Origin of the sequence: Rappaport israeli (assembly GCF_001888055.1) — a bacterium.
GTDB lineage: Bacteria > Pseudomonadota > Gammaproteobacteria > Cardiobacteriales > Cardiobacteriaceae > Rappaport > Rappaport israeli.
Genome location: NZ_LXHZ01000022.1, coordinates 203,456 through 222,398, shown reverse-complemented (window position 1 = coordinate 222,398; position 18,943 = coordinate 203,456). Strand labels below are relative to the sequence as shown.

16 protein-coding genes and 3 pseudogenes are annotated in these 18,943 nt (G+C 46.9%); 16 read left to right on the top strand and 3 right to left on the bottom strand.

Translation table 11 applies throughout. The features are described from left to right. The first annotated feature begins 81 nt into the window (after positions 1-81). The 8 genes and pseudogenes from A5N84_RS06525 to folK all read left to right on the top strand — a co-directional run bounded on the left by A5N84_RS06525 (position 82) and on the right by folK (position 9,049). Positions 82-813, top strand: coding sequence for a DUF4198 domain-containing protein (locus tag A5N84_RS06525; RefSeq protein ID WP_072281717.1), 732 nt, complete (start codon positions 82-84; stop codon positions 811-813). Positions 814-1,067: 254 nt separating this feature from the next. Beyond that, positions 1,068-3,301, top strand: a pseudogene (locus A5N84_RS13465) (bifunctional prephenate dehydrogenase/3-phosphoshikimate 1-carboxyvinyltransferase). Continuing rightward, positions 3,288-3,970: pseudogene (cmk, locus tag A5N84_RS06510) on the top strand ((d)CMP kinase). The pseudogenes A5N84_RS13465 and cmk overlap by 14 nt, the downstream one beginning before the upstream one ends. A 29-nt stretch (positions 3,971-3,999) precedes the next feature. Further along, complete coding sequence (gene rpsA, locus A5N84_RS06505) at positions 4,000-5,679, top strand: 30S ribosomal protein S1 (RefSeq protein ID WP_072281715.1); 1,680 nt, start codon at positions 4,000-4,002, stop codon at positions 5,677-5,679. Positions 5,680-5,767: 88 nt separating this feature from the next. Continuing rightward, complete coding sequence (locus A5N84_RS06500; RefSeq protein ID WP_072281714.1) at positions 5,768-6,052, top strand: integration host factor subunit beta; 285 nt, start codon at positions 5,768-5,770, stop codon at positions 6,050-6,052. Between the two features lie 218 nt (positions 6,053-6,270). Further along, positions 6,271-6,906: a thermonuclease family protein gene (locus A5N84_RS06495; protein ID WP_078055623.1), complete on the top strand. Its 636-nt coding sequence runs from the start codon at positions 6,271-6,273 to the stop codon at positions 6,904-6,906. Positions 6,907-7,208: 302 nt separating this feature from the next. Further along, a complete protein-coding gene (pcnB, locus tag A5N84_RS06490) occupies positions 7,209-8,549 on the top strand; it encodes a polynucleotide adenylyltransferase PcnB (protein ID WP_072281713.1) in 1,341 nt (446 codons plus the stop codon). Further along, the gene (gene folK / locus A5N84_RS06485) at positions 8,546-9,049 is read left to right on the top strand and encodes a 2-amino-4-hydroxy-6-hydroxymethyldihydropteridine diphosphokinase (protein WP_072281712.1); all 504 of its coding nucleotides are present in this window, start codon (positions 8,546-8,548) and stop codon (positions 9,047-9,049) included. Before pcnB ends, folK begins: the two co-directional genes overlap by 4 nt. Here the strand turns inward: folK and A5N84_RS06480 are convergent. Beyond that, the gene (locus tag A5N84_RS06480; RefSeq protein WP_072281711.1) at positions 9,046-9,339 is read right to left on the bottom strand and encodes a hypothetical protein; all 294 of its coding nucleotides are present in this window, start codon (positions 9,337-9,339) and stop codon (positions 9,046-9,048) included. The two genes, folK and A5N84_RS06480, sit on opposite strands and share 4 nt — an antisense overlap. Positions 9,340-9,416: 77 nt before the next feature. Between A5N84_RS06480 and A5N84_RS11915 the strand changes: the two genes are divergently transcribed. The 4 genes and pseudogenes from A5N84_RS11915 (at position 9,417) to A5N84_RS13460 (ending at position 12,260) form a co-directional block, all read left to right on the top strand. Further along, positions 9,417-9,971, top strand: coding sequence for a DUF368 domain-containing protein (locus A5N84_RS11915; RefSeq protein WP_198923832.1), 555 nt, complete (start codon positions 9,417-9,419; stop codon positions 9,969-9,971). Beyond that, entirely contained in the window at positions 9,883-10,293 is a 411-nt protein-coding gene (locus A5N84_RS10785; protein WP_408633841.1) for a DUF368 domain-containing protein, read from the top strand. The genes A5N84_RS11915 and A5N84_RS10785 overlap by 89 nt, the downstream gene beginning before the upstream one ends. Before the next feature lie 60 nt (positions 10,294-10,353). Further along, positions 10,354-10,863, top strand: a complete 510-nt coding sequence (locus A5N84_RS06470) for an isoprenylcysteine carboxyl methyltransferase family protein (protein ID WP_072281710.1) — start codon at positions 10,354-10,356, stop codon at positions 10,861-10,863. 69 nt (positions 10,864-10,932) lie between these two features. Then, positions 10,933-12,260 (top strand): annotated as a pseudogene (locus A5N84_RS13460) (cation:dicarboxylate symporter family transporter). On the opposite strand, the gene A5N84_RS06460 reads toward A5N84_RS13460, so the two are convergent. Beyond that, positions 12,257-13,603, bottom strand: coding sequence for an MATE family efflux transporter (locus A5N84_RS06460; protein WP_072281709.1), 1,347 nt, complete (start codon positions 13,601-13,603; stop codon positions 12,257-12,259). The pseudogene A5N84_RS13460 and the gene A5N84_RS06460 sit on opposite strands and share 4 nt — an antisense overlap. An 82-nt stretch (positions 13,604-13,685) precedes the next feature. Further along, a complete protein-coding gene (locus A5N84_RS06455) occupies positions 13,686-15,200 on the bottom strand; it encodes an OFA family MFS transporter (RefSeq protein ID WP_072281708.1) in 1,515 nt (504 codons plus the stop codon). A 164-nt stretch (positions 15,201-15,364) separates the two neighbouring features. Here A5N84_RS06455 and A5N84_RS06450 point away from each other — a divergent pair, with 164 nt between their 5' ends. The 4 genes from A5N84_RS06450 (at position 15,365) to A5N84_RS06435 (ending at position 18,886) form a co-directional block, all read left to right on the top strand. Continuing rightward, a complete protein-coding gene (locus A5N84_RS06450; protein WP_143324858.1) occupies positions 15,365-15,790 on the top strand; it encodes an efflux transporter outer membrane subunit in 426 nt (141 codons plus the stop codon). A gap of 18 nt (positions 15,791-15,808) precedes the next feature. Continuing rightward, entirely contained in the window at positions 15,809-16,279 is a 471-nt protein-coding gene (locus A5N84_RS06445) for a TolC family protein (RefSeq protein WP_072281706.1), read from the top strand. Further along, positions 16,177-16,770: a TolC family protein gene (locus A5N84_RS06440; RefSeq protein ID WP_158008669.1), complete on the top strand. Its 594-nt coding sequence runs from the start codon at positions 16,177-16,179 to the stop codon at positions 16,768-16,770. Before A5N84_RS06445 ends, A5N84_RS06440 begins: the two co-directional genes overlap by 103 nt. Before the next feature lie 73 nt (positions 16,771-16,843). Further along, positions 16,844-18,886 carry a S9 family peptidase gene (locus tag A5N84_RS06435; RefSeq protein WP_072281704.1) on the top strand — a complete coding sequence of 681 codons (2,043 nt, stop codon included), beginning with the start codon at positions 16,844-16,846 and terminating at the stop codon, positions 18,884-18,886. The last annotated feature ends 57 nt before the right edge of the window (positions 18,887-18,943 follow it).

The window sequence follows — 18,943 nt, the reverse complement described above, 5'->3', positions numbered from 1 at the left end:
TCTTTATTGAGAATCATTTTTACTTGCATTTAGTATTGTGATGTTATAAAATTCGCGCTCCAGCAATTACAGGAGAAAACAATGCAAAAGAAAGTAATATTAACGGCGGTACTCGCATTAACAGCGCCTTTGGCTTGGTCGCATGGCGCTTGGATTGCGCAACGATTAGACGTGCCAACGGTGGTGTATGGGCATGGTGCAAGCGATGAGGCATACAATCCTGAGAAAGTAACGTTTGTACAAGCGTTTGATGAGGATGGTAAAGCGGTTGATGTAAAAGTGGAGAAAACAGGGCAGAATGTCCGTTTTGCTAAAGAAGGTTTTGCTAGTGTGGCGTTGGTGATGGATAACGGCTATTGGACAAAACAAAAAGACGGCAAATGGGTTAATCAACCTAAAAATGAAGTGAAAGAAGCTGAATCGGCGAGTCATTCTGTTAAAACAGCGATAGGGGTGGTTGGGCATACGCATCATTTACCAGCGCTTGCTGATTTGTCTAGCTTGCCATTAGTGGTTTTGCCTCAGGTTGAGGCGCTAGAAAGCCATATGGGAGATGAAGTGGAAGTGATAGTTTACTATCAAGGTCAACCAGTTGAAGGGGTAGACATTATTGGGGATTATGTGGGCGATAGTGAAACAGTTGTTGCAAAGACTAACGCTGAAGGAAAGGCAAAAATTGCTGTGCGCAATCAAGGATTAAATGTTATTGCCGCCAGCTATAAAGTCGAACCCTCTGAAGCTGAAAAGGCTAAAGCGGATAGAATTAGCTATACCGCGACTTTTTCTTTTGTAAATGATGAGCATAAAGATTAATCATGCGGTGAGTTTGTTTATTTTGTTAGGAGACTCTTTTTAGCGTGTGGTGGTCACTGCCATGGCTTTAAAAAGATAATAAAATAAATAGTTTTTCGTGATTTATTCATTGCGCTGTTGGCTTGGCTGGCAGCGCTTTTTTTGTATGGTTGAGGCTAGGGTTGGTATGGATTGGTTTTGTGAGGTGGTTTTTATCTAGTCGCAAAGGCTTTTGATGGGTAAAATGGCGTTTTTGCTTGGATTGGGGCGGTATTATGGCTGAGGTTGAGGGTGAAGCGGGTTTGGCGTCTTTGGGGGTGGTGGCAATTGTGGGTGTGGGATTGATTGGGGGGTCGTTGGCGCTGGCATTAAAAGCGGCTGGGGTGGTGGATAGGATTATTGGGGTTGATGCGGTGCGCTCAAATTTATATCAAGCGCTAGAGCTTGGGGTGATTGATGCGCTAGGGGAGATGGAATCACTTGCGCAAGCGGATGTGATTGTATTGGCAACGCCAGTAGATGCGTTGTTTGCGGTGTGTCGCCAGTTAAAGGCGGTGAGTTTGAAAGCAGGCGCGGTGGTAACGGATGTGGGGAGTACAAAATCATCTGTGTTGGAGGCGATGGTGCAGGCTTATGGAGAAGTGCCGAGTTGGTTTGTGCCAGCGCACCCCATCGCTGGGCGAGAGAAAAGCGGTGTGGAAGCTGCTGATGGGGCGCTGTTTGTCCGCCATAAGGTTATTATCACAACGCTGGCGCAAACAGATGATGCAGCGCTTGGTGTGGTGAGTCGGTTATGGCATGCTGCAGGAGCGGTGGTGTCGTATTTGTCTATTGCTGATCATGATGAGGTGTTGGGGGCAACCAGTCATTTGCCGCATGTGTTGGCATTTTTATTGGTGGATATGCTTAATCAAGATTTGCATCATGATGAGATTTTTACTTACGCTGCGGGTGGTTTTCGCGATTTTACGCGCATTGCCTCAAGTTCACCGATAATGTGGCGAGATGTGTGTGTGCATAATGCGGTGGTGTTGCAGGATTTGTTGGCGCAGTATCGTCAACGCTTGCAGGCGTTTGAGCAGTTGTTGTCCCTGGGAGAGGCAGCAGAAATTGAAACGATTTTTACGCGCGCCAAATTAGCGCGAGATGTTCATTATCAACAGGAGTTGCCTTTATGATGGTTTATTGGCGGAGCAATCCGGTTTCTAGTTTGGCTGGGGAGATTACCGTTGCTGGGGATAAGTCAATTTCTCACCGTTCGATTATGCTGGGCGCTTTGGCAGAAGGCATTACACAGGTATCAGGATTTTTAGAAGGAGAGGATTGTTTGGCGACTTTGCGCGCTTTTGCACAAATGGGAGTGCCCATTGAGCATAAAAGCGCAGGCGAGGTGATTATTCATGGGCAGGGATTGTTTGGCTTGCAAGCGCCAGAAAAAGCGCTGGATGTGGGAAATTCAGGCACAAGCATGCGCTTGATGTCTGGTGTGTTGGCAGGTCAGACGTTTAATAGTGTATTGGTTGGCGATGCGTCGTTGATGAAGCGCCCTATGCAACGTGTCGCCACGCCTTTGCGACAAATGGGCGCAGAAATGACATTATCTGAAGCAGGAACTGCACCGATTTCTATTACAGGTCAGAGCAAAGCAGGGGCGCGCCTAGCGCTTAAACCAATCCACTACACCCTGCCTGTGGCGAGCGCACAATTAAAATCAGCGTTGTTGTTAGCAGGATTATATGCCGATGGTATAACGCAGATTGTGGAATGTGGCGCAAGTCGTGATCACAGTGAGCGCATGTTGCGTGGGTTTGGGGTGCAAGTTGAACAAGCGGGGAATACGTTGTCGATTCAAGGGGGGCAAACCTTGCGCGCGACTTCTATCACCGTGCCAGGGGATGTGTCGTCCGCGGCGTTTTTTATAGTGGCGGCATTAATCGCACCGAAGGCAGATATTTTAATTTTACAGGTAGGGATTAATCCAACACGTGCTGCTGTGATTGATATTTTAAAGGCGATGGGCGCAAAGATTGAGTTAATAAATAGGCGCGAGGTTGGCGGTGAGCCTGTTGCAGATATTCGGGTGCGCGCCTCACAGTTACACGGCATTGATATTCCCACCCACTACGTGCCTATTGCAATTGATGAGTTTCCAATTATCTTTGTGGCCGCCAGTTTTGCCAAAGGAAAAACCACCGCTAGAGAGATTGGCGAGTTGCGCGTAAAAGAAAGTGACCGCTTGGCGGCAATGGCAACAGGGTTGGCGCATTTGGGCGTGCGGTGTAATAGCGCAGAGGATTGGCTGGAAATCGAAGGGGGAGAATATTGTCAAGGCGGGGAGGTCGATAGTGTGGGTGATCATCGTATTGCAATGAGTTTTGCTGTTGCGGCAATTCGCGCCAAGGCAGAGATTGTGATTGCAGATTGTGCCAATGTTGCAACTTCGTTTCCCTCATTTCGCCAGTTAGCACAAAGAGTAGGAATGCAGGTAAGCGCCTATGAAGTCGACTAAACGCACCGTAGTAACGGTAGATGGACCAGTGGCGTGGGCAAGGGAACATTGTGTCAGGCGTTGGCACAAAAATTAAATTGGGCGTATTTAGACAGTGGGGCTTTATATCGCGCATTAGCGCTAGAAGCGCTTAAATCTGGCAAAGAAAATGCCGACCCTCAAACAGTCGCCGCATTGCTTGAAACCATGCAACTAGAGTTTGAGTATCAAGATAAAACCTATCGCCTATTGTTAAATGGGCAAAGTGTAGGCGAAGAGATTCGCAGTGAATATTGCGCCAATATTGCCTCCAAAATTGCCGCTTATGCCGAAGTGCGCACCTCTTTGCTTGAATTTCAGCGCCAATTTGCAATGCCTTTGGCTCTTGTTGCCGATGGGCGCGATATGGGAACAGTGGTCTTTCCGCAGGCAGATTTAAAAATTTATCTAACCGCTAGCGCAGAAGTGCGCGCGCAACGGCGCTTTAAACAGTTGAATAAAAAAGAGGAGTGTGATAGTTTACGCGCCCTCAAACAAGAGATTACCGAACGCGATGCACGCGATGCACAGCGCAAGGTTTCACCGCATAAGCCTGCAGCCGATGCGGTAATTATTGACACGCAAGATTACAGCGCGTCACAGGTTCTGGAAAAAGTATTAGCGCTTTTGACAGAGAAACAATTAATTTAATCGTGTAAAAACACACTAGAGTATTATCCATGTCAGAATCATTTGCCGACTTATTTGAAAAAAGTATTGAACAAACCGAACTAAAGCCAGGTTCTATTATTACCGCAGAAGTCATTGAAATTGGAAAAGATTTCGTTATTTTAAACGCAGGTTTAAAATCTGAAGGCTTAATCCCTGTTGAACAGTTTACTAACGATAAGGGAGAGCTAACCGTTAGCGTTGGCGATGAGGTTGAAGTTGCCTTAGAAGCGTTAGAAGATGGCTTTGGCGAAACGCGCATTTCGCATGAAAAAGCTCAACGCATTCGCACTTGGGGTGAGCTGGAGAAAAAATTCAGCGAAGAAGCAACGATTACTGGCTTGGTCTCTAGTCGCGTTAAAGGCGGATTTACTGTGGACGTTGAAGGCGTGAAAGCTTTTCTTCCTGGTTCATTGGTTGATGTGCGCCCCGTTAAAGATGCAGGCTTCATTGAAGGGAAAGAAATCGAGTTTAAAATCATCAAACTTGACCAAAAACGCAATAATATTGTTGTCTCACGTCGCGCAGTGCTAGAGCATGAATACAAAGCAGAGCGCGAAGAAATCCTCAAAAACTTACAAGAAGGCGATATTGTTAAGGCAACGGTTAAGAATTTAACCGACTACGGCGCGTTCTTAGACTTAGGGGGCGTTGATGGCTTGCTGCATATTACCGATATGGCTTGGAAACGCATTAAATACCCTTCAGAGGTTGTTAATATTGGCGATGAGGTAGAAGTAAAAGTATTGAAATTTGACCGCGAGCGCGCAAGAGTTTCCCTTGGCTTAAAACAATTAGGCGATGATCCTTGGGCAGATATTACTGAGCGTTATCCAGTAAATAGCAAAGCCAGCGGTAAAGTGACCAATATTGCTGATTATGGTGCTTTTGTTGAGATTGAAGATGGCGTTGAAGGTTTGGTGCATGTTTCTGAAATGGACTGGACAAATAAAAACGTTAATCCACGTAAATTTGTAGCAGTTGGTCAAGAAGTTGACGTGATGATTTTGGATATTGATAGTGAGCGCCGTCGTATTTCTTTAGGCATGAAACAATGTCAATCTAACCCTTGGGAAGAGTTTGAAAAACGCTACAACAAAGGCGATAAAGTCGAAGGTCAAATTAAATCCATTACTGACTTTGGCGTATTTATCGGCTTAGATGGTGGCATTGATGGTTTAATTCACTTGTCTGATTTGTCATGGGATGATTCAGGCGAGGAAGCTGTGCGTGATTTCCAAAAAGGTCAGGAAGTTGAAGCAGTTATTTTAGCAATCGATGCTGAGCGTGAGCGCATTTCTTTAGGAATTAAGCAATTATCACAAGATGCATTTGCAACTTTTGTAACCACTAATGGTCGTGGTACTACGGTTAAAGGAACTGTGGTTGAGGTAGATGAGCAACAAGCTGTTGTACAGTTAGCAGAAGATATTACGGGTATTTTGCGCGCAAATGAAGCGGCTATTGAACGCGTTGAAGATTTAACCACTTTGCTAAGTGTTGGCGATGAGGTTGAGGCAAACGTGATTAATGTAGACCGTAAAAATAAAACGATTCAGTTGTCTAAGCGTGCCAAAGAAGTTGCAGAAGAAAAAGCGGTTATCAAAGATTACACGCGTAAAGAATCTAATAGCGGTACTTCTTTAGGTGATATCTTTAAAGAGCAGTTAGATAACGTGGAAAAAGAATAATCCTAAAAAAGAGCCTGGGACTATTTGCAAGCAAATAGGTTACGATTGCCGTCTTTATGACGGCAATCTATTCTAAAAGGAGTGTTACATGACAAAATCTGAACTCATTGAACGCTTGGCGATGAAATATCCTCAATTGCGCGCCCAAGAAGTAGAAGGCGCGGTGAAGTTGATGATAGAGCGTATTTGTCAAAGTCTTGAAAAAGGCGATAGGGTTGAAATTAGAGGATTTGGCAGTTTTTCTTTACATCATCGTGACAAACGTGTTGGGCGTAATCCAAAAACAGGCGAGGCGGTGGATGTTCCTGCTAAGTCTATCCCGTATTTTCGTGCTGGTAAGGAATTGCGTGAGCGCGTGGATGAGTCGTTATAAGTGTGTTGCGTAAAAAATGCTTTTATGCAACAGCGATTTGCAAAGCGCCGATTTATCGGCGTTTTTCTGTAGTACTTTGAGCTATGCCTTGCTATGGAGATGGCTTTAAAATAGTTTTGCTGAAATTTTGCAAAAATAAGCATGATGACTGTAATGCGTTACAACAAGCGCGCTTTTTTGCATGGCATTAAATTAAACTCGACTGAATAATAAAACCATTGAAATCAGATAATTTTAAACAAGCAGAACGTTTTCTTAAAGATACTAAGCGCTTTTATCGCCAATTGAATCAATTGCAAAAACAAACAGGATTAAAACGTTATTTAGAGGGTTATCCTGCTATTTTGCTATTGACGGCGATGGGAATAGCTGCGGTGTCTTGTGTGTCGAATGAAAAAACGCCTAAGCAATCTACACAGCGCGCTTCAGAGGCGCTTTTGGCGCAAAAGGAGGCGGTGTGTGGGGATATTGTGGTTGTTGATGGAGATTCGATTAAGGCGCTGTGCGAGCAGGAGCGCATTATGGTGCGTTTGTATGGCATTGATGCGCCTGAGATGAAGCAAGCGCCTTATGGTGAACGGGCTAAGAAGGCGCTTGCGATGGCGTTGCCTGATAAGGTGCGGATTAAGTTCTATGGTTTGGATTTTTATCAGCGGATGTTGGGTGAGTTGTATGTCAAAGAAAGAAATATTAATGAGCAGATGGTGCGCGAAGGATATGCTGTTGCTTATGCCGATAGTAAGACGCAAAAACGCTATAAGCAGGCTCAACAACAAGCGCAAAAGGAGAAGCTCGGTGTATGGCAAAAGGCAGGAGATCATCAAGACCCAAAAACATGGCGACGTTATCATTAATAGGTTGATGAGCTTAGGTGGTTGAGTGTTTAAAAAAGCGCTGAAGATGTGCGACTAATTGGCTTTTCGCAAATCTGGGCGAATAGACTATTCCTTAAATTCTAGATAAATCAGATGCTGTGAGGAGTATCTGTCAGTTGATTTGAAAGGCTTGAGAGTTTTTATGGAATGGTAGAACAAAGTGGATAAGAGGCTGTCAATAGAGATAAAAATGTGTGTGATGATTCTATTGCGGCGCTCAAAAAGGCCAAGCGTAATTTATGCAACGTAGGTTAAATGCATAACAAACTGGTGAGGTCGGCATGGAAGAAGCCGCAAAATTAACGCCTAGTTTTTATGATGCTCAGGCGTATGGAATTAAGTTAGAACAATTAGATGAGCGGGCGTTGGAGGTTTTAGAAACGTTAAATGACGCGGGATTTGAGGCGTATTTGGTGGGTGGTTGTGTGCGCGATTTATTGTTGGGGTTGATGCCTAAGGATTTTGATATTGCAACAAATGCTCGCCCTGAGCAGGTGAAGGGGTTGTTTCGTAATTGTCGTCTGATTGGGCGACGTTTTCGCTTGGCGCATATTTATTTTTATCGTGATGTGATTGAGGTGGCGACGTTTCGTGCGCAGGCGCAGGAGGAGGTGGTCAGTAATCGCTATGGGAATGTACTGGAAGATAATCATTATGGCACGATTGAAGAGGATGTGATTCGGCGCGATTTTACGATTAATGCGCTTTATTATGATGCGCGCGCACAGAAAATTATTGATTATTTAGGCGCTATGGAGGATATCAAAGCTGGGCGAATTGCTTTAATTGGGCAGGCGCAACAGCGCTATACGGAAGATCCTGTGCGGATGTTGCGTGCAGCAAGATTTGCCGCGAAATTGTCGATGGCGCTAGAAGGTGAGGCAGAGCGTGCTATTAGAGAAAAACGTGAGTTGTTAAAAGCGGTACCATCAGCTAGGTTATTTGATGAGGTGCAAAAACTATTTTTAGGCGGTTATGGTCTGAGATGTTTTGAATCCTTACAGCGCTATGATTTATTTGCGGTGTTATTCCCAGATACGCAAACCTCTTTTGCTCATCCTAATGTAGATTTTGCGCGCTATAGTCAGCAGATGGTGGAGACTGCTTTGCGCAATACGGATGAGCGTATTGCAAATGGTCAGTCGGTAACAGTGGCATTTTTATTGGCGGCAATTTTGTGGCCGATTTATCAGTTGCAATATCAGGGGTTGTTAAAAGAGCGGGGCAGTTGGCATAGCGCAATGTATGAGGCGATTGATTTGGTATTGATTGCAGCGAGTGAACGTGTGGCGATTCCGATGCGTTTTAAAACTATGATTCGAGATATTTGGGCGTTGCAGGCGCGTTTGCAATTATTATTTGAGCGTTACGCTCAGCAAGGACGCAGATTTAAAAAATCGATGTTAAATGATGAGAAGATGATTAATGTTTTACAGCATCGACGCTTTCGCGCGGCGTATGATTTTTTATTGGTACGACAAAGCGCAGGCGAGCCAGTAGAGGCTTGGGCGGAGTTTTGGCAACGTGTGCAAGAGGATTCTCAGGCGGTAGCGCTTATAGCGCAGGCAGCAGCTTTGCAAGATACGCGTCGCCCTTACCAACGGCATAGACGCAGACGATGAACCGCGTTTGGATTGCCTTTGGCAGTAATCAAGAGCAACCTGTTGAACAGTTATTACGTGCTCGCGCTCAAGTGGCGGATTTAGAGGGGATGGAAGAAGAGGCGGCTTCCCCTTTATATCAAACGCCACCCGTAGGCTTTGAGGCGCAAGATGATTTTATTAATGCCGTGATTCGTTATCGCTGTAAGCAAACGCCTCAGGCATTGTTGCAGGCGTTGCTGGCGCTGGAGTTACGCTTGGGGCGGGTAAGGCTATTTAAGAACGGCCCGCGAGTGATTGATTTGGATTTGTTGGTGTTTGAAGGGCATATTTTAAAGACACCAACGCTTACTTTGCCTCACCCTAGAATGCATGAACGCGCGTTTGTGTTACAGCCGTTGGCAACGCTTGATAAAACGTTGTGCCTTGGGGAGTATGGGACGGTGGCGCAGTGTTTGGCGCGTTTGCCTAAACAAGAGATTGAGGCGATAAGCAAATTGACTGAGCCACGCTGGAATTAAAGCGCTTCGTTGATGAAATTAAAATAGGCGTAAAAATAGCCACTGGCTTCGTTGATGCGAAAGGTAATGTCGGCATCATCTGCAACGTATCCTGAGGCGATGATTAAATTGAGTAATTCTTCGTGGCTTATGTCGATGACTTCCAATGGAACAATAATGGACTCAGCGCTAATGCGTTCACTGGGAACGGTGAATTTTTGATAGAGTGCGGTGAATTGAAATAAGGGAAATTCGTGCGCTTCGATAATGTGTGCACCGTTTAGATTTTGGATGCGTGAGAAATCTGTCATGCAATTCATAAGGGGTGGAAATGAGGGCGTAGTGTAGCGCATTTATGGGCAACTGTGGGAGCTTAATGGAGGAAAAAATGGCTAAAGCGTATTTGCAGATTGTGCTAAAGGGAATGGTGATGGGGGCGGCGGATATCGTCCCAGGGGTGTCTGGGGGGACGATGGCTTTTATCATGGGGATTTATGAGCGTTTGATTACGGCGATTAGTCGGATAAATGTGCAGGCATGGCGAATTTGGCGCTCTCAGGGGGGGCGGGCGGCGTGGCGGTATATGGATGGTGGGTTTTTATTGGCGCTTTTTATAGGGATTTTATTGAGTGTGGTGAGTTTGTCGCATGTGATTAAGGGGTTGTTATTGCATTATCCTTTGCATTTATGGGGGTTCTTTTTTGGTTTGGTGGCGGCAAGTGTTTGGGCGCTTGGGCGTGAGGTGGGGCGCTTTGATGTGCAAATTTTCGCCTTTGCTGGGCTGGGGGCGTTGGGGCGCTTGGTGGATTACGACCTCCACGGGCGTAGCAGATGCTGGGCAAGGGTATGGGTTTTTGTTTATTGCGGGCGCCTTGGCGGTTTGCGCGATGATTTTGCCAGGGATTTCAGGGGCATTTATTTTGTTGTTAATTGGCGCTTATGATGTTTTGCTTTCTGCCATTAGTACGCTGGATATGAAAGTGTTGGCGGTGTTTGCGCTGGGGGCGGTGTGTGGATTGTTGAGCATATCTCGGATATTGAAGTGGTTATTTAGTCGCTATCATGCGTTGACGGTGGCGCTGTTGACGGGATTTATTTTTGGGTCGTTGGCGAAATTGTGGCCATGGAAGGTAGCGGGAGAAAATGTGTTGCCGATGGCTTATGAGAGGGAGGCGCATGCGTTGGCGGTGTTGGGGTTGATGATTTTAGGCACTGTGGTGATTGTGGGGTTTGAAAAAATGCGGGGAAAAGGGGCGTATCGTTAGTGAGAAGATGGCAATGTTGCGGTTTTTGTCTACAATGCCGTTTTTTTTTGGAGATGAGTAATGATTATAGGATTTTTTGTAGTGTTTTTTATGTTGCGTTTGCTGTCTTTGGCGGTTTCGATTCGGCATGAAAAACAGTTGTTGGCGGTGGGGGCTAAACAATATGGGGCGCGTAATTCTAAAGTGTTGGCGATGGCGCATATTGCTTATTATGTATTGGCGCTGGTGGAGGCGCAGTTAAGCGGTGCGCAGTTTGATGGCATTTCAGCGCTGGGGGCTGGTTTGACGGTGCTGGCGTTATTAGCGCTTTATTGGGTGATTCGCACGCTTGGAGGATTGTGGACGCTTAAAATCTATATTCATCCGCAACATCAAATCAATCGCTCGTGGCTGTTTCGTGTGGTGAAGCATCCAAATTATTTTCTCAATATTATTCCTGAATTGATTGGGATTGGTTTGTTGTGTCATGCGTGGACGGTGATGTTGGTGGGATTGCCGATTTATGGGGTGATTTTATGGATTCGGATTAATCAAGAACAGGCGCTATGCGCCATTTGTTTTAGAGATTAGAGATGGGTTTGGGATAGTATTTTGCGCATATTTTGTAATTGGCGCGTTTGAGAATGAAAGGAGAGGCGGATGTTGGGGTTATGGTTGGTAGGGTTTGTGTTGTTGCTGTATGTGGTGTGGCGGTTTCAGCGGGCGGGTAGGTCGTTAAGTCAGAGTGTGCTTTTAGGGCTGGTGTTGGGGATGAGCTATGCGTGGGTGTTGTCGTTTTTTCAGGGCTGCGTTAAAGGATTATTGCCATGGGTGCATTTAGTGGGTTATGGCTATGCGGGTTTGCTGAAGATGATTGCGATGCCTTTGGCGGTTGTCTCGGTTTTATCGGCGATTGTGCGAGTGGGAAAAGCCAGTACCGATAGGGCGATTGCGTTTTGGGTGATTGCGATTTTGATGGCAATGACCGCTATTGCTGCCCTTGATGGTGTAATGGTGGCGAATTTATTTGATTTGGATGCAAGCGCGATTGTGAGAGTAGAGCAGAGATTAGCCCTTGAGCAATATTGGATAAATTGGCGTTTAGAGGAAGGGGATTGGACGTTGCGCTCGCTGGTATTTATGGTTTTCCCTAAGCTTATCGCCTCAGCATTGTCAGGTTTGACGGATATGGTGATGATATCGCTGATGATTGTGGCGATGTTTTTTGCTTTGGCAGCGTTGGCGGTGGTGAAAAAAGACCCTGAGACGGGCGCGCAGATTGTGCAAGTTATTGAGGGGTTGCAGGTGTGGGTGATGGCGTTGGTGCGTATAATAATTCGCTTAACGCCATATGGGTTTTGGCGTTGATGATACAGGTGGGCTTATCGGCAAATGGCGGGGTAATTTGGCAGTTGGTGAAGTTTTTTATCGCCTCTTATGTGGCGTTGGCTCTGATGTTGGGGGTGCATGCGCTGGCGGTGGTGATTACTGGGCGTTCGCCTATAAGGCATTTTAAGAAGATTATGCCTGTGTTGAGGTTTGCTTTTATATCCCGTAGTTCGGCGGTAACGACTCCGCTTAATATCGAGGCGCAAATTAAGCGCTTGAAAGTCCATCCCTCTATTGCGGATTTTTCCGCTTCTTTTGGCGCGATGATTGGGCAAAATGGCTGTGCTGGGGTGTTTCCAGCGGTATTGGCGGGGATGATTATGCCCTCTCTTGCGATGGATGCATGGTCGGTGATATTTGTGCTGATGTTGGTGATTGTGGTTGCGTTGGTCTCTTTTGCTGTGGCGGGGGTGGGCGGTGGCGCGACCTTTGCCGCTATTATTGTGTTGTCGCTATTGGATATGCCTTTGGTGTTAGTGGGGTTGGTTATTTCGATTGAGCCACTGATTGATATGATGCGTACGCTGGTAAATGTGAGTGGCACAATGACTGCAGGGGTGGTTACCCAGCGCTTTTTAGGGCGAAAGTTGCAAGATTAAGATGCGGTGGGGCGGGTTTTTTGTAAGACGCGACGCGTGCTTAAGAAGGCATTGACGATTAGGCCGATGGCAACGCCTGCCCATAGTCCATACAATCCATAGCCTAAAACGTAGGCAAAATAGAGTCCAAGCGGAAACCCTAAAATCCAATAGCCAATAAGGGCGTAAAGCATGGCGATATTGGTATCGTGTAAACCGCGTAGGACGCCTGCGGCGGTGATTTGAATGCCGTCAAAAATTTGAAAAATGGCAACAATGATAAGGATGTGGGAAGCAATATCAATCACTTCGCTGTTATCGCTATATAGGCTGGCAATTTCTTTGGCGAAAAAAAGCATGAGTGCGCCTGAAAATAACATAACAAATGCTGAGAGTGCGATGCCCCCTAAGCTTCTAATGCGGGCGATTGTGAGGTTGTTTTGTCCAATGGCGTTGCCTACGCGCACGGTGAGCGCCGAGGCAAGCCCAAGAGGAATCATAAACATCACGCCTGCGTAGTTCAGCGCGATTTGATTAGCGCCTGTGAGAATGGCATTACTACGGCTGGCAATGAGTCCAATAGCGATAAATAGAGCTGCTTCCATGATAATGGCTAGCGAGATGGGAACGCCTATGCGGATAAGCGTTTTAAGCTCAAACCAATTGGGTGGGGCAAAGCGCTGGAAAAGACGAAGGGCGCGAAATTGGGGGTTGATAATCAGTTGCCAGAATAGCAGGAATGCGTAGAGGCTGTAGCAGATGGCGGTGGCAAGCGCCATGCCTTGAGCACCTAGCGCAGGGAAAATGCTCCAACCGCTTAAAAATGCCCAGTTTAGAAAAACGTTTAAGGGTAATAGCGCGAGGGTGATTAGAATATTGGTGCGCGGATAGGACATGCCTTCTAAAAAATAACGTGGCGTGAGGGCAAGAACATACAGTCCAGCCCCTAGGGCAAGCGTGAGGAGATAGCGTTTGGCTTCTTGAGCGATATCCTCTGCACTCCCAATTAGGCTGGGGACGTAGGCCATAGCGATAATTAATACAATGCTCAGCAGTGCTAAAAATAACATGAGCCATTGCCCTTGCTGGAATGAGCGACGAATGCGCATGGGGTCTTGGCGTCCATGATAGCGCGAGACGCTGGCGGAAATGGCGATGCCTATGCCAATCATGAGTAAATAAACAAGGGTGAATAATTGTCCAGCAAGGGAGACGGCGGCAAGGGTGAGGGCGTTGTGGCGTCCTGCCATGAGGGTATCGATGACTTGTTGGGCGTAGCCAAGGAGTTGCGAGAAAATAAGCGGAAAACCAAGACGCAGTGTGCCTTTGAGTTCGTGCCAGTAGAGATTTTTATAGGTGGACATGGCTATGAGGTATTGTCAAAAAGGGGTTTATGATAGCGCATTGCAGGCGTTTAGACAAAAGTGCGCTGGCGGTTGGTGTGGGTTAGAGATGAAATAGATTGAGGATTTTTGCAAAAATCATGACAACGCCATAAATAAGCGGAATGCTAACAATGATCCAGCGCAAGATTAGGGATTTAGAAATGTTGCTGGGTTTTAGCGGCGGGGGTTCTGTGGAGATAGGTTGGGTGGGTGTTTGAGTAAGAGGGGGAGCGAATTTGCAGGAGATGGGTTTAACGAGGAGATTTAAGATAAGTCCGATTAATAATAAGCCTGCCATGATGTACATGGTGATGCTATAGGCTTGTGAGGGGGCAATGCCATTGTTAATTTGTATTTGGCGCAGATAGTTGACGAGAACGGGCCCGATAATAGCTGCGGTGGACCAAGCTAATAAAATGCGTCCATGAATGGCGCCTACTTCAAAAGTGCCAAATAAATCACGAAGATAAGCAGGTATGGTGGCAAATCCGCCACCATACATGGATAAAATAAAGCAAAAGCCAATAATAAATAGGCTGAGATTGCCAGAGGCGCCGAGGGTGGGAATGAGGCAATAAAAAATAGCCCCTAGGATAAAAAAGAGGTTGTAGGTGTTTTTGCGTCCGATTTTGTCTGAAAGGCTTGACCAGAAAAAGCGTCCGCCCATATTAAAAAGGCTTAGTAGTCCAACAAATCCAGCAGCTGCGGCTATAGTGACCGCTTTGTCTGCACCAACAGATTGTGTGGAGAACATTTCTTGTATCATGACGGAGGCTTGCCCTAAAACCCCAATGCCTGCGGTAATGTTTAGGCATAAAACACCAAATAATAACCAAAATTGTGGGGTGCTAAAGGCTTGGTTGGCGCTGAGGCTGGTGTTGGAAATCATGCGTTGGTTGGGTTTGGGGAGATAGCCTTGCGGTTGCCAATCTGGGGCAGGGATTTTGATGGTGAGCACGCCAAACATCATGAAAATAAAATACAACGTTCCAAGGGTGAGGAAGGTGGGGACTAAGCCAACAGAGGTTGGGGTGGCAAAATGTTCTAGTAAGGCAATGCTTAATGGTGAGGCGAGTATGGCGCCCCCTCCAAAGCCCATGATGGCAAGCCCTGTTGCCATACCTGGACGGTCAGGAAACCATTTGATGAGAGTAGAAACAGGGGAAATATAGCCTAACCCTAGACCGATGCCTCCTAAAACACCATTGCCTAAATAAATGAGCATGATTTGATGAAAATGTATGCCTAATGCAGAGAGAAAAAATCCTCCCGCAAAACAACAGGCAGAATAGAACATGGCTTTGCGTGGGCCAACCCGTTCTAGCCATTTGCCAAATAGGGCTGCTGAAGCTCCTAACACTGCCAGCGCGATGCTAAAAATCCAGCCAATGGTGGCGAGACTCCAATCGCCTTCGCTGGGTTGTTGAATGCCTATGATGCGTGTAAGGGGTTGGTTAAAAACACTGTAGGCATAAATTTGTCCAATCGAAAGATGGATGGCAAGTGCAGCAGGTGGGATAAGCCAGCGATTGTAGTTTAAGGGGGCGATGGTGTTTGCGCGATTAAGAAAAGGCATCAGGGCTCTTTTTATTAAAGGGACAGAGGCTTAATTATACTCAATCAGGGTGTTGGGGGGAGTTTTTATGAGAAGGGATGGGATTATTGGGGCAATGTTGAGGGGGTGGGTTGTGGCATAATGGCGATTTTTTGGCATTTTGTGCTTTTAGTTGGGGGTGTTTTATGGCGAAGGGGTTTTGGTTTGGGGTGGGGGTGTCGATGGTGTTGGGTTTGGTGGGATGTGCGCCGTCGTCTGAGTTTGTTCGTTCTGAGGTGGCAGTTGCGCCTGAGTGGGTGGCGTTGGCGCTGGAGGCTGGTGCGGATGCTGATGGGGCTGGGGTGGCTGATCTGTCATGGCGAGAATTTTTTGTAGAGCCAGATTTGCAGGCGCTGATTGAGAGGGCGTTGGTGCATAATCATGATTTGCGTCAGGCGGCGTTGAATGTGGCTTTGGTGGCGTCGCAGTATCAAATTAGTGTGGCACAGGGAGTGCCTAAGTTGGCGTTGAATTCTGAGATATCGGCGCAACGGGTGGCGCAGTCGTTGAGTCCGTCAGGGCGTGCGAGGGTGGCTGAGCAGTATAGTGTGGGTTGGGGTGGCTGGGTTTGAGTTGGATTTTTTGGACGGGTGCAGGCGCAGCAGGAGGCGGTGTTAAATCAGTATTTAGCAACGCGTGAGGCGCGCGATAGTGCGCAGATTGGGGTGGTTGCATCGGTGGCGAAGGGGTTTTATCGCTTGAGCTTGGCGCAGTATCAGTTGGCGCTGGCGCAACGTCAGTTGGCAAAGCAAAAGGAGTTGGCGCGTTTGGGGGCGGTGCAGATGGCAGCTGGGTTGGTGGATGCTAGGGTAATGGTGAATGCTCAGGCGAGGGTGGCGCAACTTGAGGCGAGTTTGGCTCAAGCGCGTGGGCAGGTGGTGCAGGCGGAAAATGTGTTGATGAGATTGGTAGGTGAACCAGTTGATGTAAAACCTCAAGGGGCATTGATGGAGCGGTGGTGTTGGCGCCACTGCCAGCGGGGTTGCCTTCGAAGGTGTTGGAGCGACGTCCTGATATTCGGGAGGCGGAGTATCAGTTGCAGGCGGCGGAGGCGGATGTGATGCAGGCGCGGGCGGCTTTTTATCCAAGTATTCGCTTAACGGGTAGTGCAGGTTTGGCAAGTGGGGAGTTACAAAGTTTGGTAGCGCCTGAGAGTGTGGTGTGGCGTTTGGCGCCGTCGTTGTCTTTGCCGATTTTTGATGGCGGTCAGCGGCGGGCGTATTTTCAGGGAGCGCAGGTAAAGCGTGAGTTGGCGTTGGTGCATTATCAACAGACGGTGCAAAGTGCGTTTTATGAGGTGGCGGAGGCGCTTTCCGCGCGTCAGGTGTTGTTGGCGCAATATGAGGCGGTGAAAAGGCAATATGAGGCGGCGTTGGAGGGTCAGCGTTTGGAGGGGGTGCGCTTAGAGCGTGGTGTGGGGAGTGCGGTGTCGTTGTTAGAACGTGCGTTGGCTGTGGAGCAGGCAGAGCAGGCGCTTTTGCAGGCGCAGTTGCTTTTATGGCAAAACAGGGTGGATGTGTATCGTGTGTTAGGTGGGGGGCTGGGTTTTTAAAAGGGGGTAACTTTATTTGCGCCATGGTGTGGGTTAAGCTTTGCGGTTTTTAGTGTTGAAGGGAGAATTTAAGATGAAAAAGAGTTTGTTGTTTAGCGCGTTGATGGTCTGTGGTGGGGTGGCTTTTGCTGAGGATTCAGGGGAGATGCATTCTGGTGGTGAGGCGGTTCAGGGGAAAATGTTGCCTGGAAATACGGTGTTGCCATCTTCTGATGAAGCGCTGGCTAAGATTGCGCAATTGGCAAAATCAGATGCGCCGTATCAAGTGGCGGATTTTTTTACGTTGCCTGAGGTAAGTAGTTATCAAATTTCACCCGATGGGAAGTATTTGAGTTGGCGTAAGCGCAATGCGCAGGGTAAGCGAGATATTTGGTTGCGCGATATAAAAACAGGTGAGGAGCGTTTGTTTATCACTGAGGGTGAGGATGTAATTCGTGCCTATGGCTGGGTAAATGAAGACCATTTGGTGTTTATGCAGGATAATGGCGGGGATGAAAATTATCATATCTATGCCATTGGGTTGGATGAGCAAGCGCCTCGCGATTTAACGCCGTTTGAAAATGTGCGCGCGACGATTATTAATGGGCTAAAAGAGGATAAGGCGCGTATTATTATTCAAATGAACAAGGAAGATGCGCAGTTGTTTGAGCCTTATTTGTTGAATGTGGTCTCAGGTGAGATGGAGAAGTTATATGATAATCCGCAAAGTGAGGAGCCTATCGAAGGGTTTTTATTCGATAAAAGAGGCGATTTGCGTATGCTTACGCGGATAGTTAATGGGCAGGATGCGGATTTTTACTACAAAATTGATGGGGAGTTTAAAAAGATTAAGCATGTGCCTTTTGGTGAGACGTTTGATGTTTTAGCGTTTGATGAGCGCAGTGATAATCCTGATGATGCTTATGTGGTCAGTAGTGAGGATAGCGATAAATCTCGTATCTATCGTTATGATTTAAAAGAAAATAAGGTAATTGAAGAGATTTTCCGTGATGAAGTCTATGATATGGGGTCGGTGAGTTTATCGCGCAAACGCAATTATGAATTGGATGCGATTTTCTACAATGGCGCAAAACCGCAGATAATTATAAAAAGTGAGACGTTCGCTGGGTGGATGAAGGATTTGGAAAATCAGCTGGGTTCGGAAAATAAGATTACTATTGTCGATAGAGATGATGATGAGCGTCAGATGATTGTGGTGGTTGCAAGTGATAAAGAGCCAGGGAGCTATTATTTATATGATAGTGAGACGAAAAAATTAACGCAGTTGACGCAGTTGTTTTCTCATTTAAAGCGCGAGGATATGTCGGAGATGATGCCGATTGAGTTTGAGTCGCGTGATGGGTTGACGTTGCATGGATATTTTAGTCGTCCTGTGCAGGCAAAAGAGGAGGAGAAAGTGCCTGTGGTGGTGTATGTGCATGGGGGGCCTCAAGGGGTGCGCGATAGTTGGGGATTTGATCCGCAGGTGCAACTGTTTACTAGCCATGGCTATGGGGTGTTGCAGGTGAATTTCCGTATTTCTGGGGGGTATGGGAAGGAATTTTTTAATTCGGGTCTTGGTGAGGTGGGGCGCAAGACGATGGATGATGTGGAAGATGGGGTGGCGTATATCATTGAGCAAGGCTGGGCTGACCCTGAGCGGATTGCGATTTATGGCGCAAGTCATGGTGGATTTGCGGTGTTGCGTGGGTTGATTAAGACGCCCGATTTATATGCCTGTGGGGTGGATTATGTGGGGGTGTCGAATTTGTTTACATTCATGAATAGTATTCCGCCTTATTGGGAGTCTGCGCGTAAGATGTTATACACGATTTGGTATGACCCAACCGATGAGAAGCAACAGGCAATTATGAATGAGGTGTCGCCGTTGCAAAATGCAGATAAAATTACTAAGCCGTTGTTTGTGGTGCAGGGAGCGAATGACCCACGGGTGAATATTAATGAGGCAGACCAAATTGTGGAAAATCTGCGTGCTCGTGGGGTGGAGGTGCCTTATATGGTGAAATATGATGAGGGGCATGGTTTTGCCAAGGAGGCAAATCGTTTGGAAATGCAACAGACGATGATGGGCTTTTTGCATCAGTGTTTGGCGCCTCAGGCAGATAAGAAGTCATAAAAGCGGATTGTTAGGTTAGAGATTGTCCTCGTAGGTTTGAGCTTATGAGGACTCTTT